This is a genomic window from Trinickia sp. NRRL B-1857, from assembly GCF_050470685.1.
Taxonomy (GTDB): domain Bacteria; phylum Pseudomonadota; class Gammaproteobacteria; order Burkholderiales; family Burkholderiaceae; genus Trinickia.
This window is the reverse complement of the sequence record NZ_JBFLUK010000001.1, coordinates 1,655,965-1,670,750: the sequence shown is the minus strand read 5'-3', so window position 1 is coordinate 1,670,750 and position 14,786 is coordinate 1,655,965. Positions and strand designations below refer to the sequence as shown.

At 63.1% G+C, this 14,786-nt stretch carries 15 protein-coding genes, 1 other RNA gene and 1 riboswitch; of the genes, 7 read left to right on the top strand and 9 right to left on the bottom strand.

Annotated features, from left to right (window positions below):
* The first annotated feature begins 24 nt into the window (after positions 1–24).
* Positions 25–810 (top strand): uroporphyrinogen-III C-methyltransferase, encoded by a 786-nt coding sequence (cobA, locus tag AB1286_RS07345; protein WP_430362639.1) that lies wholly within the window; start codon positions 25–27, stop codon positions 808–810.
* Positions 811–849: 39 nt separating this feature from the next.
* On the opposite strand, the gene AB1286_RS07340 is transcribed toward cobA, so the two are convergent.
* Genes AB1286_RS07340 through lptF form a run of 3 tightly spaced genes read right to left on the bottom strand, consistent with a single transcriptional unit; the run spans position 850 to position 3,552 of the window.
* Positions 850–1,278 carry a sirohydrochlorin chelatase gene (locus AB1286_RS07340; protein ID WP_430362638.1) on the bottom strand — a complete coding sequence of 143 codons (429 nt, stop codon included), beginning with the start codon at positions 1,276–1,278 and terminating at the stop codon, positions 850–852.
* 20 nt (positions 1,279–1,298) lie between these two features.
* On the bottom strand, positions 1,299–2,450 hold the full coding sequence (gene lptG / locus AB1286_RS07335; protein WP_430362637.1) for an LPS export ABC transporter permease LptG: 1,152 nt from the start codon (positions 2,448–2,450) through the stop codon (positions 1,299–1,301).
* 4 nt (positions 2,451–2,454) lie between these two features.
* Entirely contained in the window at positions 2,455–3,552 is a 1,098-nt protein-coding gene (gene lptF, locus AB1286_RS07330) for an LPS export ABC transporter permease LptF (protein WP_430365011.1), read from the bottom strand.
* Between the two features lie 127 nt (positions 3,553–3,679).
* Between lptF and AB1286_RS07325 the strand changes: the two genes are divergently transcribed.
* Genes AB1286_RS07325 through AB1286_RS07315 form a run of 3 tightly spaced genes read left to right on the top strand, consistent with a single transcriptional unit; the run spans position 3,680 to position 6,147 of the window.
* Positions 3,680–5,191 (top strand): leucyl aminopeptidase, encoded by a 1,512-nt coding sequence (locus AB1286_RS07325; protein WP_430362636.1) that lies wholly within the window; start codon positions 3,680–3,682, stop codon positions 5,189–5,191.
* Positions 5,192–5,225: 34 nt separating this feature from the next.
* Complete coding sequence (locus AB1286_RS07320) at positions 5,226–5,654, top strand: DNA polymerase III subunit chi (RefSeq protein ID WP_430362635.1); 429 nt, start codon at positions 5,226–5,228, stop codon at positions 5,652–5,654.
* A gap of 43 nt (positions 5,655–5,697) precedes the next feature.
* Positions 5,698–6,147 (top strand): DUF2486 family protein, encoded by a 450-nt coding sequence (locus AB1286_RS07315; RefSeq protein ID WP_430362634.1) that lies wholly within the window; start codon positions 5,698–5,700, stop codon positions 6,145–6,147.
* Between the two features lie 14 nt (positions 6,148–6,161).
* Here AB1286_RS07315 and ilvD read toward each other — a convergent pair whose 3' ends face one another.
* A complete protein-coding gene (gene ilvD / locus AB1286_RS07310; protein WP_430362633.1) occupies positions 6,162–7,835 on the bottom strand; it encodes a dihydroxy-acid dehydratase in 1,674 nt (557 codons plus the stop codon).
* Positions 7,836–8,023: 188 nt separating this feature from the next.
* Between ilvD and AB1286_RS07305 the strand changes: the two genes are divergently transcribed.
* Both AB1286_RS07305 and lgt read left to right on the top strand, forming a co-directional pair.
* The gene (locus AB1286_RS07305) at positions 8,024–9,025 is read left to right on the top strand and encodes a LysR substrate-binding domain-containing protein (protein ID WP_430362632.1); all 1,002 of its coding nucleotides are present in this window, start codon (positions 8,024–8,026) and stop codon (positions 9,023–9,025) included.
* 57 nt (positions 9,026–9,082) lie between these two features.
* Entirely contained in the window at positions 9,083–9,985 is a 903-nt protein-coding gene (lgt, locus tag AB1286_RS07300) for a prolipoprotein diacylglyceryl transferase (protein WP_430362631.1), read from the top strand.
* Between the two features lie 76 nt (positions 9,986–10,061).
* Here the strand turns inward: lgt and AB1286_RS07295 are convergent, their stop codons facing one another.
* The 5 genes from AB1286_RS07295 to AB1286_RS07275 all read right to left on the bottom strand — a co-directional run bounded on the left by AB1286_RS07295 (position 10,062) and on the right by AB1286_RS07275 (position 12,296).
* Entirely contained in the window at positions 10,062–10,781 is a 720-nt protein-coding gene (locus AB1286_RS07295; protein ID WP_430362630.1) for an SIMPL domain-containing protein, read from the bottom strand.
* Positions 10,782–10,861: 80 nt separating this feature from the next.
* Positions 10,862–11,320, bottom strand: coding sequence for an EVE domain-containing protein (locus AB1286_RS07290; RefSeq protein ID WP_430362629.1), 459 nt, complete (start codon positions 11,318–11,320; stop codon positions 10,862–10,864).
* 96 nt (positions 11,321–11,416) lie between these two features.
* Positions 11,417–11,598: non-coding RNA, 6S RNA (gene ssrS, locus AB1286_RS07285), on the bottom strand.
* Between the two features lie 36 nt (positions 11,599–11,634).
* On the bottom strand, positions 11,635–11,949 hold the full coding sequence (locus AB1286_RS07280; RefSeq protein WP_430362628.1) for a cell division protein ZapA: 315 nt from the start codon (positions 11,947–11,949) through the stop codon (positions 11,635–11,637).
* Positions 11,946–12,296, bottom strand: coding sequence for an ATPase (locus AB1286_RS07275; RefSeq protein ID WP_430362627.1), 351 nt, complete (start codon positions 12,294–12,296; stop codon positions 11,946–11,948). Before AB1286_RS07275 ends, AB1286_RS07280 begins: the two co-directional genes overlap by 4 nt.
* A gap of 186 nt (positions 12,297–12,482) precedes the next feature.
* Positions 12,483–12,721: riboswitch (cobalamin riboswitch) on the top strand.
* Positions 12,722–12,788: 67 nt separating this feature from the next.
* Between AB1286_RS07275 and AB1286_RS07270 the strand changes: the two genes are divergently transcribed.
* Entirely contained in the window at positions 12,789–14,744 is a 1,956-nt protein-coding gene (locus AB1286_RS07270) for a TonB-dependent receptor plug domain-containing protein (protein WP_430362626.1), read from the top strand.
* Positions 14,745–14,786: the final 42 nt, after the last annotated feature.

Genomic DNA, 14,786 nt, shown 5'->3' with positions numbered 1-14,786 from the left:
CACACGCGAGAGGACGAAAGCGCAATGGGCAAAGTGTATTTGATCGGTGCAGGACCGGGGGCGGCGGATCTCATTACGGTGCGCGGCGCCCGTTTGTTGGGCACGGCCGAGGTCGTCCTACACGACGCGCTCGTCGAGAGCGCGATGCTCGAATACGCGCCGCACGCGCGCAAGATCGCTGTCGGTAAGCGCTGCGGGCAGCGCTCGACGGCGCAGCAGTTCATCAACAAGCAGATTGTCGATGCGGCGCGTTCGCATGAAGTGGTCGTGCGCCTGAAGGGCGGCGACCCGATGCTGTTCGGCCGGGCCGACGAGGAAATGCGCGCGCTCGAAGAAGCGGGGATCGACTACGAGGTCGTGCCCGGCATCACGGCGGCGCTCGCCGCGGCGGCGTCGGTCAAGCGCTCGCTGACGTTGCGCGGCGTGTCGCGCAGCGTAGCGCTGGCGACCAAGAGCCGCGCGCCCGATACGGAAGCGATTCGCGAGGCGGTCAACGCCGATTCGCTCGTGTTTTATATGGGCCGCGACAGCGCGCCCGAGATCGCACAACAGTTGATCGACGCCGGACGTGCGGGCGCGACGCCCGTCGCTATCGTCGAGGCATGCAGTACGCCGCGCGAACGCACGCTGACCTTGACGCTCGAAGCGCTCGCCATGGGCGAGGCGCAGACGTGGCTCGATGCGAGCCAACCGAGCCTGTTGATGATCGGAGAGGCGTTTGCCGAACGGGGCCATTCGACCCATTCAGCCCATCCGCAAGCGGACGACGCACGCGCCGTCGAACGCGATCCCTACGCGCACGCCGCCTAAGCGGCGCGGCGTTTTCATCCTACGAGCCCATACGCCTATCTAACGGGTCGCCCCAGGGGCCGCTCCGTCGTCGGGGCTCGCGTTCAACTGGCGCAGACAGTAAGCGGCTAGCGCATCGAGAACGGCATCGTCCTCGCCGACGGGCACGGTGCCGCGAATATCGACATGCGGATGGGCCGCGCGGCATGCTTCGATCGCAACCGGCAGATCGCGCCGCACATGGCCGCCTTGCCCGAAAAATACCGGCACGACCGTAATCGAGGTGCAGCCCGCCGCGACTTGAGCGGCGACGGCGGTTGGAAGATCGGGCGTCATCAATTCGAGAAACGCAAGCGATACCTGCGTATCGGGCGCGCTCAAGGCGCGCAGCTTGGCTGCCAGCCGCTCGAACGGCTCGGCCCACCGCGCATCGCGCGCGCCATGGGCGAAGAGCACGATGCCGCGTAAGGGATGGGCGCTTGCGTTCATCGACTCCTGCCTTTGCGGCCTCAGTGCCGGTCGACCCACTTGAGCCCAGCTAGGCCGAGCGCAAGATAGATGAGCCCAGGCGTGGCTGCCGTGACCGGTGCCGGCCATGTGTTGAGCATGCCGACGTGCGAGAAGAGCGTGTTGATGAGCTGAAAGCTCATGCCGAGCATGATGCCGCCGAACACTTTCGCGCCGACGACGCCGGCTCGCGTATGGAGATAGCCGAACGGCAGCGCCAACACGAACATCACGAGCACGGCGAACGGGTAGAGCAGCTTCTTCCAAATGGCGATCTCGTAACGCTGCGTGTCCTGATGATTTTCGACCAGGTGCTCGATATAGCGAAACAGATTGAAGATCGACATCCGATCGGGCGAGACCAGCAGCACCGACAGAATCTGCGGCGTCAACTCCGAGCGCAACGAGTATTCGGGGAGCGTGACCTGCGCCGCGCGATAGACGGGGTTCAGCGCGTCGGCGGGCACCGATGTCGCCGGCGGCGGCAGGCTCTTCAGTTGCGTGTCGGTCACGCCTTTGAGCAACCAGTGGCCGTCGCCTTCGTAGCGGCCCGTTTGCGCCGTGCGCAGATTGGTCAGCCTGAATCCCGGATCGAATTCGTAGATGCGCACGTTGGCAATGGTCGTATCGGGCATCAATTCGCCGACGTTGACGAAGCGCGTGACTTGCTGGCCGTCTTCGCGTGCCGTGAGCGTGTCCTTCACCCAGACGCCCGAGGCGAAGTTGCTCGAAACGGCCGAGCCGAGCGCCTCGAGGCGCACGCGTTCGGACAGTTGATCGGAGTACGGGCCGACGACCTCGCCGATGAAATAGGTGAGGGCGACGAGCGGGATGCCGATCTTGAGCAGCGAGCGCAAGGCTTGGCCCGTAGACAGCCCCGATACGCGGAAGATCGTGTATTCGGAACTAGCCGCCATCTGCGCGAATACGTAGATCGCGCTGATCAACGCCGCGACGGGAATGATTTCGTAAAAGCGCGACGGCGTTTGCAGCGCGACGCGCAGCACGGCGTAGCCGAATTTGTAATTGCCGTGGCCGACCGTGTTCAGTTCGTTGATCAGATCGAAGAAGAAGAACAGACCCGAAAACGCGAACAAGATGAAGATGAACGCGAGGTACACCTGGCGCGCGAAGTATCGTTCGTAGATGCGCATCGTCTCAGGCTCCTCGTCCGAACGCGAGCCACTCGCGTGGAATCAGCGGACGATTGCGCACCCGCAGCCAGAACACGGCAACCACGACGAGCGCGGCCACGACGTGCAAACCTAAGAGCGCGACGACGAACGACATCTTCCCCTGCTCGAGCCACGATTGCACGACGTTGAGCAGGTTCGAATAGGTGAGGAAAATCAGAACGGCCATGACGAGATTGATCGTGCGCCCGCGCCGCGGGTTTTGATAGGCGAGCGGAATGCCGAGCAGCATCAAGTTCACGGCCATGAGCGGTAGCCCGGTGCGCCACGCGAATTCCGCGAGATTGGTGCGCGTGGGGTGCCGCAGCAACGAGGACGTGGACAGGCTCGTGGTGGTGGGTACGTTGACCACCGGCTGATGCGTGATTTTGACGCCGTAATGCTGGAATTCCATGATGCGGAAATCGGGCTTGCCCGGCTCGCCGTCGTAGCGCCGGCCGTTTTCGAGGACGACGAAGCGCGAGCCGTCCTTCATCGTTTCGGTGTGACCGTTTTGCGAAACGACGACGCTCACCTTGCCGTTTTCGGTGCTGGTGACGAACACGTTTTGAACGTGCGTTTGATCGGGCGTCATCTTCTCGATGAAAAAGACGCGGTGAGACGCGGGCGATTCGCGAAATTGCCCGGGCGCGAGCATCGAGACTTCGTCGCGCTGCTGAAACCGCGCGCGAATGAGCTTGCTTTGGGCGTTCGACCAGGGCCAGCCGACATAGGCGAAAAACGCGACGAGCAAGATCAGCGGCGCCGCGAATTTCGCGATCGGCTTGATGAATTGCGTCAGGCTGACGCCGGAGGCGAGCCAGACGACCATCTCGGAGTCGCGGTACCACCGCGTGAGCACGAACAAAATCGAGACGAACATCGTGACGACGAGCATCACCGCGATGTAGCCGATGACGGTCAGGCCGATGAGGACGACGACGTCCTTGGGGTCGACCTCACCGGACGCGGCGTAGCCGACGATGCGGATCATCATCGTCGTGAGAAAAATTGTGAGCAGTACCATGAATACGGCACCGGCCGTATACGCTAGCTCGCGCTGCAAGGAGCGTTCGAAGATCATCGTCGATGCGAGAGGGCGGGCGGCGTTCGCGCTTGCCAAGCGCTGCGTTCCGACGCCGAGGAAAAAATAGCGGATAATTGCGGCTTCGTTACCAAAGTTAAGCCGATTTTATCCGAGGACAAGCGCGATGGACTTTAGCATAAAAGCCTGTGACTGGACGAAGGGCACGACGGGCGGTTTTCTAACGGGGAAATCCGATTGCATCGTGATCGGTGTGTTTGAGGGGCAATCGCTTTCGGGCGCGGCGCTTGAGATCGACGCAGCGACGAAGGGGCTCCTCACACGCATCGTGAAAGCGGGAGACATGCAGGGCAAGAGCGGCTCGACGCTGTTCTTGCATGAAGTGGAAGGAATCGGCGCCTCGCGCGTGCTGCTCGTCGGGCTCGGCAAGCAAGACGCGTTCGGGCAGAAAGCCTACATGGACGCCGCCCGCGCCGCATGGCGCGCGATCCTCGGCACGAAGATCGTTCAGGTTACGTTTACGCTCGCGCAATTGCCTGTGAAGGAGCGCGCGACCGAGTGGAACGCGCGTGCCGCGCTGCTCGCGCTGCGAGGCGAGACCTATCAGTTCGTTCGCATGAAGGGCAAGCCGGAGCCCGTCAAGTATGCGCTCAAGCGCATCGTCGTCACGGTCGATTCGGCCGACGAGAAACTCGCCAAGCTCGCGCTGAAGCAAGCGCAGGCCGTCGCGAACGGCATGGACTTCGCGCGCGATCTCGGCAATCTGCCCGGCAATATCTGCACGCCGAGCTACCTCGGCGAAACCGCGAAGCAACTGGGCAAGGATTTCAAGCTCAAGGTCGACGTGCTCGGCCAGAAGCAGCTCGAAGCGCTGAAGATGGGCTCGCTGCTGTCGGTCTCGGTCGGCTCGGTGCAGCCGCCGCAATTCATCGTCATGCAGTATCAGGGCGGTCCGGCCAAGGCTGCGCCGATCGTGCTCGTCGGCAAGGGCGTCACGTTCGACAGCGGCGGTATCTCGCTCAAGCCTGGCGAGAGCATGGATGAGATGAAGTTCGACATGTGCGGCGCGGCTTCGGTGTTCGGCACGATGCGCGCCGTCGCCGAATTGGGCCTGAAGCTGAACGTCGTCGGCATTGTACCCGCCGTCGAGAACATGCCGAGCGGGCAGGCCACGAAGCCGGGCGACATCGTCACGAGCATGTCGGGCTTGACGATCGAGGTGCTCAACACGGATGCCGAAGGGCGCCTGATCTTGTGCGATGCGCTGACCTACGCCGAGCGCTTCAAGCCGGCGGCCGTCGTCGACGTCGCGACGCTTACGGGCGCTTGCATCATCGCGCTCGGCCATCACAACGCGGGCCTGTTCTCGAAGGACGACGCGCTGGCCGGCGAGCTGCTCGATGCGTCGCGCGAAGCGGCCGATCCCGCCTGGCGCATGCCGCTCGACGAGGAGTATCACGAGCAGCTCAAGTCGAACTTCGCCGATCTGGCGAACATCGGCGGCCGCCCGGCAGGCAGCGTGACGGCGGCGTGCTTCCTGTCGCGCTTCACGCAAGCCTATCCTTGGGCCCACCTGGACATCGCGGGCGTCGCGCATAAGGGCGGCGCGGCCAAGGGTGCGACGGGCCGTCCCGTGCCGCTGCTGACGCAGTTCTTGATCGACCGCGCGGGGCAGTAATGGCGGTGAGCTGGCAAGCAAGTGGGGCGCACGAGTGACGCGTATCGACTTTCATACGAACGTCGGCGATCCGTTGCTATATGCCTGCCGGCTCGCCCGCAAAGCCTATCAGGCCGGCCAGCCGCTCGTCGTGCTGGCCGATCCAGGGCGATTGCGGGCGTTCGACGAGCGGCTATGGACGTTTTCTCCGCTCGATTTCCTTCCGCACTGCATGGCGGATCACGCGCTTGCCGCGCGCACGCCGATCGTGCTCGCGACGGATCTCGCGCGCGTGCCGCATCATCAAATTTTGCTGAACCTGGCGCCGGCCGTGCCGGCGCAGTTTGCGCGCTTCGAGCGTTTGCTCGAAATCGTCGGGACGACCGACGATGAGCTTGGAGCGGGGCGCGAGCGGTATCGTTTCTATCGCGATCGCGGCTATGCGCTCAACAATTACAAGCAGGGCGACAATCCAGGCGTATGAGCGCCGCCGCCGGCGGTGATTTCATTGATTTAGGGAGGCAAGCATGGTCGAGCCCGTCGATCCCAATTCGATTCCGATGCTGACGGACGTCATGGTGCCGGGGCGGCCCGCCGCGGTCCGTCCGGCCGATCCGCAGCCGGAGCCGGAACACAAGGTGCAAGCCGGCGCGCCGGCTCCTACCGAGCCGCAATCGTCGTCACAGGCGTCATCGGCGGCCACGCGCTCCGAACCGATGCCGGCTGCTCAGCCCACCCTCGACGCGCGTGACGTCGAGTTTATTGCCGAGCGTTTGCGTGCGCGTTTTTCCACGTACTTGCGGCGGGACGCGCGTGGCGTGGTTGAAGCGCACTGCCGGGACGCCATCGAAGAGCACACGAACTGGCTCGTGCGGCAAGTTACGCGTGAAGTCGTGGGCGTGCTGGAACAAGAGGTGGCGGGCTGGGTGCGCGATGCCGTGAGCGAGGAGCTGGCACGGCATACGTCACGGCGTTAATCCCTTCGGCCTTCTTAGCCGGTTACGGCTCCCTTATCGGCCGGCCGCGCGAGCGCCGCGAATTTCGCGAGCACGCCGCGCGTATAACGTGGCGCCGGCGGCGTCCATGCCGCCCGACGCCGCTCGAGCTCCGCAGCGTCGACATTCAGTTGCAGTAGTAGCTTGTGCGCATCGATCGTAATCGAATCGCCTTCGTGCACAAGCGCAATCGTGCCGCCCACGAACGCCTCGGGCGCCACGTGTCCCACCACCATGCCCCAGGTTCCCCCTGAAAAACGGCCGTCGGTGATAAGGCCGATCGATTCGCCGAGCCCCTTGCCGATTAACGCGGAGGTGGGCGCGAGCATTTCGGGCATGCCGGGGCCGCCTTGCGGGCCGAGGTAGCGAAGGACGAGCACGTCGCCCGGTCGAATGCGATCGTCCAAGATCGCCGCGAGTGCGCTCTGTTCGTCCTCGAATACGCGCGCGGGCCCCGTGATGACGGGATTCTTCAAGCCCGTGATTTTGGCGACGGCACCGTTCTCGGCCAGATTGCCCTTCAAAATCGCGAGGTGCCCCTCCTTGTATAGGGCTTTCTCGATCGGGAAGATGACTTGCTGATCGGCGCGCGGCACGCTGGGGACGTCTTTCAGTTCCTCGGCGATCGTCTTCCCGGTAATCGTCATGCACTGCCCGTGCAGCAGGCCGGCATCGAGCAGGATCTTCAGCACCTGTGGAATCCCGCCCGCGCGATGCAGGTCCGTTGCCACATATTCGCCCGACGGTTTCAAATTGCAGATGACGGGCACGCGCCGGCGGATGCGCTCGAAGTCGTCGATCGTCCACGGCACCTCGGCCGCGTGCGCGATGGCTAGATAGTGCAGAACTGCGTTGGTGGAACCGCCCGTCGCCATGATCAGCGCGACGGCGTTCTCGATCGATTCGCGCGTGATGATGTCGCGCGGCTTCAAATCTTGCTTCACGGCTTGCACGAGCACACGCGCCGATTCGGCGCTCGAGGCCACTTTTTCGTCGTCGGGGTTCGCCATCGTCGACGAATAGAGCAACGACATGCCAAGCGCTTCGAACGACGAACTCATTGTGTTCGCGGTGTACATGCCGCCGCACGATCCCGTGCTGGGGCAGGCGTTACGCTCGATGCCCTCGAAGTCCTCTTGCGACATGCGCCCGGCCGTGAACTCGCCCACGGCCTCGAACGACGAGACGATCGTCAAATCTTTCCCTTTCCAATGCCCGGGGCGTATCGTGCCGCCGTAGACATAGATGCCGGGGACGTTCATGCGGGCCAGCGCGATCATGCCGCCGGGCATGTTCTTGTCGCAGCCGCCGATCACGACGGCGCCGTCCATCCATTGACCTTGGACGCACGTTTCGATGCAATCGGCGATGACCTCGCGCGAAACGAGCGAGTATTTCATCCCCTCTGTACCCATCGACATGCCGTCCGAAATCGTGGGCGTGCCGAACGTCTGCGCGTTCGCGCCTGCGTCCTCGACGGCCGCCACGGCTGCGTCGGCCAGCTTTTGCAATCCCGCATTGCAAGGGGTGATCGTCGAATGACCGTTGGCGATGCCGATCATCGGCTTGTCGAAGTCGCCCTTTTCGTAGCCGAGCGCATAGAACATCGAGCGGTTCGGGGCGCGGGCGACGCCTTGCGTGATGTGCTGGGACCGACGGTTGTATGCCATATCAGGACTCCGGTTCGTGGATCGGAAGCAGGGCGGCGGGCCGTGGTGCAAGGGTGCGCCGCGAGCGAGGCGAGCGCCGCGCGTCGAGCATCGATCAGCATGCCTCGCTCGGTTTCTCGTGTCCAATATATGATTCATGCCGGACTAGGTCGAATCAGATATCGATGACATTGCTCGGAACCGCCTCCATGACCCCCGATTTGCGTCAGTTGCGCTACTTCGTCGCCGTCGCCGAGGAGCGTCACTTCGGGCGCGCGGCTCGCAAGCTGTCGATGACGCAGCCGCCGCTGTCGCAGGCGATTCGCGCTCTGGAGGAGACGCTCGGGGTCGCGCTCTTTGCGCGAACGAAGCGCACGGTCGAACTCACCGCGGTGGGCGCCGATCTGCTGCCCGAGGTGCGCAAGTTGCTTGCCGCGGCCGATGCGCTGCGTCCGCTCGCGCAAAGCCTTGCGCGCGGCGAGGCCGGCGCGCTTTCGCTCGCGTTCGTTTCGACGGCCGACTACGGCTTGCTGCCGCAACTGCTACGCGAGTTCGCCGTGCGCCATCCGCACGTGCGGTTGAACTTGGCGGAAGCGACGAGCGACGTGCAGATCGAGGAGCTTGTCGCGGGCCGGATCGACGCGGGCTTGATCATTCCGCCGCTGCCGCCGCGCCATGCGGCGACGCTCACCTATCTGCCCGTTATGCGCGAACCGCTGGTGGCCGCATTGCCCGCCGCCAGCGTGCATCATCGCGGCCGTGGCGAGCCGCCCGATTGGGCCGACGAGGCGGTTTCGCTCGCCGATCTCAAGCAATTGCCGCTCGTGATCTTTCCGCGTCGTTTGGCGCCGGGCTTTTATGACATCATTACGGGCTGCTACGGCGCGGCCGGGCTCACGCCGCGCATCGGACAAGAAGCGATCCAGATGCAAACGATCGTAAGCCTAGTGTCGGCCGGTATGGGTGTCGCGCTCGTGCCGCAATCGTTACGTAATCTGCGGCGTACCGGCGTGGTGTACCGGCCCCTGGCCGAAAGAACGCCGCTGGTCGAGACGGGGCTCGTCTGGCGTACGGCCGATGTGAGTCCCGTGCTCGCGGGTTTCATCGATATCGTGCGGGCCCATGCCGAAGTGCACGCGCTCGCGTCCGCGCAAGCGGGTATGAGCCGGCGCACTGCGCGACGAAAGTCTGTGCGGGAGCGCGATGCTTAACCGCCGCGTATGCGTCGTTCGTTCAATGCCTCAATTAACAATGCCGAAAGCCTTACGATGCTGATTCATCCAAATTTCGATCCCATTGCGATTCATCTAGGTCCGCTTGCGGTTCGCTGGTACGGCCTCATGTACCTCGTCGGCTTCATGCTGGCGATCGTCGTGGCTCGGCTGCGCTTGCGCCTGCCGCATGTCGCCGCGCAAGGGTGGACCACGAAGGACATCGACGACATCTTGTTCTACGGCGTACTCGGCACGATCCTTGGTGGACGGCTCGGTTACGTTCTGTTTTACAAGGCCGATTATTACTTCGCGCATCCGCTCGATATCTTCAAGGTTTGGCAGGGCGGGATGTCGTTCCATGGGGGCTTTTTAGGCGTGACGCTCGCCATGGTGCTGTTCGCTTATCAGCGCAAGCGTACCTGGCTGCAAGTGACGGACTTCGTGGCGCCGATGGTCCCCACGGGGCTCGCGGCCGGCCGCCTGGGCAATTTCATCAACGGCGAACTGTGGGGCCGCGTGACGAGTCCCGATGCGCCTTGGGCAATGCTCTTTCAGAATGCGTCGCCCGACGATGCGATATGGCTCGCGCGGCATCCGCAACTCGCGGCGCAGTGGCATCTGGCCGATGTCTTTGCGAAGTACCACATGTTGCCGCGTCATCCGTCCGAGCTCTACGAGATCGCGCTCGAAGGGGTGACGCTGTTTCTCGTTCTATGGTTTTTTGCGCGCAAGCCGCGCCCCGTCGGAGCGGCATCCGCGGTGTTCTTGATCGGCTACGGGCTGGCCCGTTTCACGGTGGAGTTCGCGCGCGAGCCCGACGATTTCCTGGGGCTGCTTGCGTTTGGGTTCTCGATGGGGCAGTGGCTTTCGCTGCCGATGATCGTCGCCGGCATCGCACTGCTCGTCTGGTCGTATCGCCGTAGCCGCAGCGTGCAGGCCGGTGCCGCATCGCATTGAAAATGAAGGCTGGGACGCACGGCCTATGCGGCCGTGCACTCGTCCTAGCCTTTATGCTTAGCCGTATTTGCGGCGATTACCGCGTCATCTGAACGGAGCCGGACACGTTGACGGTCACCGTCGAGGTTCCGCCTTCCACGGGCACCGGTGCCGCGGCTTTGGCTTCGGCCGCCATTGCGCGCATGGCGAACATCGGGCGCGGCTGCGAGCCGCTGTTGCTGTTCACGTCCACTTCGCGAATCGTGAAGGCCGAATAGCCGAAGGCCTTCGCGGCCGTCTGCGCTTGCTCCCGGAAGTTTTGAATGGCTTGGCCCGCAAGGCTTTGTGCCACCGCGCGCTGCGCCTCGGGCGAGAGCGAGAACGTGACGTTGCCGACCTGCATCACGGAACCCAGGTCGCCCGCCAGGCGAGAAGCTGTGCCGAAATCGTGCGATTTCAAAACGATCTCCGTGCGGCCGCGCCATGCGGAAATGCGTCCGTCGCGATCGGTGCTCGGGTAGATCGAGAACGTGCCCGTGCGCGCTTGCACCTCGCTCACGCGTTTGGCCTGCGCGAGCGCCGTCTCGGCATGGTTATTGAGGGCGCTCGTAAGCGAGGTGGGATCCGACGCCTCTTGCTCGTAGAACAATGTGATTTCGACGGTGTCTTGCGGCACTTCCCGGGTCGCCTGCGCCGAGAGCGAGAGCACGCCCGACGGCGCGCTCTGCGTGACCACGGTGTCGGCGCTCGAGGGTACGGCTGTCAGCGCGAGCGGCAAAGCGGCCGCGAAAGAAAGCGCTGCGATTGTTTTTCTCATTTGATTTGGCTCCACTTCATGACATGGCGTTCGGACCGGGACCATGCACACCCGGGCAAGGGCGCTCTCGTCGTCGCGCGCTATGCCAACTGCTCCGTGATAAAGCGCCATTCGTCGTCGGTCACGGGGGTGATCGACAATCGATTGCCCTTGGCCAGCACGCGCATACCGGCAAGTTCTGGGTGCGCGCGCAACTGGGCCAGCGGCACCAGCGGCGTTTTTTTCACGAAGCGCACGTCGACGAGCATCCAACGCGGCGTTTCGCGTGTCGATTTCGGATCGTAGTACACGCTCGCGGGGTCGAATTGCGTCGGATCGGGATAGGCGCCCGACACGACTTCGGCAATGCCGGCGATGCCAGGTTCCGCACAGCTCGAATGATAAAAGAGCACGCCGTCGCCGATTCCCATCATGTCGCGCATGAAGTTGCGTGCTTGATAGTTGCGTACGCCGGTCCACGGCAGCGTTCGCTTCGGCGCCGCGTAAAGGTCGTCGATGCTTGCTTCGTCCGGTTCGGACTTCATGAGCCAGTAGCGCATAGGCGAATCGAGTCAGTGGAGCGAATCGAAAAGGTGGCGCCAGCCGAGCGTGGGCCCCAAATGAAAACGGCATCGGGAGTACCGATGCCGTTGAATAAAATCCCCGCCTTGGCCGCTAGGCCGGCATCCTGAACCTAAGGTTCAGAATTGGTCGCAGTTAGCAGCACTTCGGGTACATCAGACAGAGTGACGCGCACACCCGTGCTACAAATTTCCGCAACCGTGCACATGGCATTGGTTCAAGGAATCTATGACCTTGGCGAACCAGGCAGGGAAGCCGTAAAACTTGTTCTTAATTGCAGAACCGCCGCCCGTTACAGCGCTTCGTGTTGATCGAGCACCGCACCGAGTTTTTCGTTCATTTGATGCATTGTACGCCGGATTTCTTCCGCGGGAAACGCTTCTCCATGACGCACGCTTTGTTGCAGTTTCAAGAGCTCCGATGCAAGCGAGAGCGCAGCCATGACGGCGATGCGATCGGTGCCGCGCACGTTGCTCGCATTGCGGATCTTCGTCATTTCCGCATCGACGCGCGCCACGGCCTCGAGCAGCGCCGCTTCCGTTTCGGGCGAGCAGGCGAGGCGGTAGCTTTGTCCGAGTATCGTCGCTTCGATTTGTTTGGTCGTCATGCGTCTTCTCCTTGCTGCACGGCGCCGGGTTTCACCTGCTCTTGCTGCGAAGCGAGCAGATCGAGCTGGCTGTCGGAATCGTACGGGCCTTTTCCTCGCGGCAGTTTTTCAAGGATCGCATTGAGGCGCACCTGTGCATCGTCGATTTTCGCGACGAGCGCATCGCGCTCCGCTTGCAGCGCATTACGCGCTTCACGCAACTGCGCGAGTTCGGCCTGCGCCGCTTCGTTTTCCAGACGCAACTGCGTGAGTTGTTCCTCGAGCGCGTGGCGTGCCTGCTGCTGGCGCTCGTTGATCGCGATCAGCCGGCCAATATTCTGTGAGAGGGATTCGAGTTCGTTGAGCATCTGCTGCGTCCTCTAAAGACCACGCATTTTAGCGCTAAATAGCCGCAGTTCCGATCGTTCTCTCGTATCCAGACGTAACCGTCGTGCGTTTTCTTTTCGATATGGCCGTTTTGCACGGGATTTGCAGGGGTTTTTACTCGATCGCGCTGCGGCTTTTCGATTCTTGACGCTCTCGCGACCCACTCCTACACTGGCGGCACTTTGGTGCTCGCGCGCTTGGCGACCTTGCGCGCGGTTAAACGGGAAACAGGGAGCGAAGTCCGCCCGGACGAGCCAACCTGTGCTGCCCCCCGCCAACGGTAAGCGACTTGCGCAATCGGCGAATAGCCGCCGCGCACCCGATCCACTGCCACTGCGCGACCTGCGCGGGAAGGCGGATTCGGTTCGTCGCCAGCCCGGATACCGGCCAAAGGGGGAGCGCGATACAAGCGCTCGATCACAGCGCGGTCTGCGGGGAGCAGCTGCGTGACGGTCCCACAGGAAAACCACACGATGTCCACGCTTATCGTCCGTGCGGCGCTCATTGCGTTCGCGGCCGCGCCGTTCGTTGCGCTCGCGCAAAGCGCGCCCGACCGCGCCCATTGCGATCGCTCGCCCGATTCCTCAAGCCCCTGCGCGACTGCCCCGGCCGGCGAACCAGCCACCGGCGGCCCGCCTGAGTCCGCCGCGGCGACTATACGCAGCGGCGCACTCGAGCCGATCGTCGTCACGGCGCAGCGAGGGCCCCAACCTATTTCCGAAGCCATTGCGCAGACCACGCGTTTCTCGCCGCAAGACATCGCCGATTCCAGCGCGACCGATCTCCCCGGTTTGCTCGCACAGGCGCCCGGCGTGCAGGTCGTTCGCAACGGGCCGCCCGGCTCGAACGTGACGATGTTTCTTCGCGGCGGCTCGGGGGCTCAGTCGCTTGTGCTCATCGACGGTATGCGCGTCGACTCGGTGAGTCTCGGCCAAAGCCAGCTCGGGCAAATTCCATTGTCCGAGGTGGATCACGTCGAGGTCGTGGGCGGCGACGTATCGGCGCTCTATGGCTCCGGGGCGATGGGCGGCGTCGTGCAAGTGTTCACGAAGCAAGGCGGCAATCATCCGCCGCGCTTCGATTTTTCGCTCGGCTACGGCAGTTATCACACGCAGACGCAGCAAGCCGGCGTGAACGGCGCGCTCGATAAGGACGGCAAGACGACGTTCAATCTACATGTCGCGCGTTCGAAGGACGACGGTTTTTCCGCGATCGACCCGGCGCTCGCGCCGAATGCAAACCCCGGCGCCGACGGATATTTGAACGAGAGCGTTTCCGCATCGCTGCGTCATACGTTCGAGTATGGTTGGGATGCCGGTGTGCGCTATTTCCAATCGAACGGCAAGGACTCGTTCGACAATGCCTACGGCATGCCGACCGACGTCAATATCCTTTTCAGCACGGTTCGCGTGGCCTCGGTGTTCACCGACGGCAAGCTGACCGATTGGTGGACGACGCACTTGAGCGCGGGCCTCGGCGACGATCGCACGGTGGCCAAGACGAACGGTATCTACAACAACCGCTTCGATACCGACAATCGTCAATTCACATGGCAGAACGATTTCAAGCTCGCTAAGCAACAAACGCTGCGAGCCGGGTACGAGCGGCTCGATCAGAGCCTCGACTCGGATATGGTCGCCGCGCCCGATCGCCACGTGAATTCGGTGTTTGCCGGTTATACGGCCCGTTTCGGCGCCAATCAAATACAGGCGAACGCGCGGCGCGATCAGTATTCGGATTTCGGCGGTGCGAACACGTACTATCTGGGATACGGGTTCGACTTCGCGGACCATTGGAAGGCGACCGCGAGCTACTCGAGCGCGTTTCGCGCGCCGAGCTTCGACGATCTGTATTTCCCCGGCAGCGGCAATCTGTCGATTCGCCCCGAGCGCAGCCACTCGCTCGAGGCCGCGCTGCAATATGCATCCGATACGCTCGGCGTCGTCAGGCTAACGGCGTTTCAAACGCATTACACCGATTTGATCAAGTACGTGCCGACGCAAGGCGGACTGTTCTATCTGGCCGAAAACGTCGGGCGGGCGAAGGTCCAAGGGCTCGAGGGCGCGTGGAGCGCGCGCATCGGCAAGACCGGTGTGCGGGCGGCGTTGACGGTGCAAAACCCCGTCGACGAGATTGCGGACACCGATCTGAACCGGCGGGCGCGGCACTTCGCGTCGTTCTCGGCCAATCGCTCGTTCGGCTCGTGGCGAGCCGCGGGGGAGTGGATCGTCAGCGGGCCGCGCAACGATAGCGGCACCCCGCTGGGCGGTTTCGGTATCGTCAATCTATTGGCGCGCTACGATATCACCAAGGCCTGGTATGTGAGCGCCCACATCGACAACCTATTCGACAAGCACTATGAGCTCGCCTATACCTACAACACGCCGCGCCGCAGTGCGTTCGTCACGATCGGTTGGCGGGAGCCATGATCCTTTCGTCGCGAATCGCTTTTCACGATGCCAAGCCTCGAA

Excerpts from the sequence above, each read along its gene's own strand:
- AB1286_RS07290 (WP_430362629.1), bottom strand. The coding sequence starts at position 11,320 with ATGCGCTACTGGCTCATGAAGTCCGAACCGGACGAAGCAAGCATCGAC.
- lptG (WP_430362637.1), bottom strand. The coding sequence starts at position 2,450 with ATGCGCATCTACGAACGATACTTCGCGCGCCAGGTGTACCTCGCGTTC.
- AB1286_RS07325 (WP_430362636.1), top strand. The coding sequence starts at position 3,680 with ATGGACTTTAGCATAAAAGCCTGTGACTGGACGAAGGGCACGACGGGC.
- lgt (WP_430362631.1), top strand. The coding sequence starts at position 9,083 with ATGCTGATTCATCCAAATTTCGATCCCATTGCGATTCATCTAGGTCCG.
- cobA (WP_430362639.1), top strand. The coding sequence starts at position 25 with ATGGGCAAAGTGTATTTGATCGGTGCAGGACCGGGGGCGGCGGATCTC.
- AB1286_RS07280 (WP_430362628.1), bottom strand. The coding sequence starts at position 11,949 with ATGACGACCAAACAAATCGAAGCGACGATACTCGGACAAAGCTACCGC.
- AB1286_RS07315 (WP_430362634.1), top strand. The coding sequence starts at position 5,698 with ATGGTCGAGCCCGTCGATCCCAATTCGATTCCGATGCTGACGGACGTC.
- ilvD (WP_430362633.1), bottom strand. The coding sequence starts at position 7,835 with ATGGCATACAACCGTCGGTCCCAGCACATCACGCAAGGCGTCGCCCGC.
- lptF (WP_430365011.1), bottom strand. The coding sequence starts at position 3,552 with ATGATCTTCGAACGCTCCTTGCAGCGCGAGCTAGCGTATACGGCCGGT.
- AB1286_RS07340 (WP_430362638.1), bottom strand. The coding sequence starts at position 1,278 with ATGAACGCAAGCGCCCATCCCTTACGCGGCATCGTGCTCTTCGCCCAT.
- AB1286_RS07295 (WP_430362630.1), bottom strand. The coding sequence starts at position 10,781 with ATGAGAAAAACAATCGCAGCGCTTTCTTTCGCGGCCGCTTTGCCGCTC.
- AB1286_RS07275 (WP_430362627.1), bottom strand. The coding sequence starts at position 12,296 with ATGCTCAACGAACTCGAATCCCTCTCACAGAATATTGGCCGGCTGATC.
- AB1286_RS07270 (WP_430362626.1), top strand. The coding sequence starts at position 12,789 with ATGTCCACGCTTATCGTCCGTGCGGCGCTCATTGCGTTCGCGGCCGCG.
- AB1286_RS07305 (WP_430362632.1), top strand. The coding sequence starts at position 8,024 with ATGACCCCCGATTTGCGTCAGTTGCGCTACTTCGTCGCCGTCGCCGAG.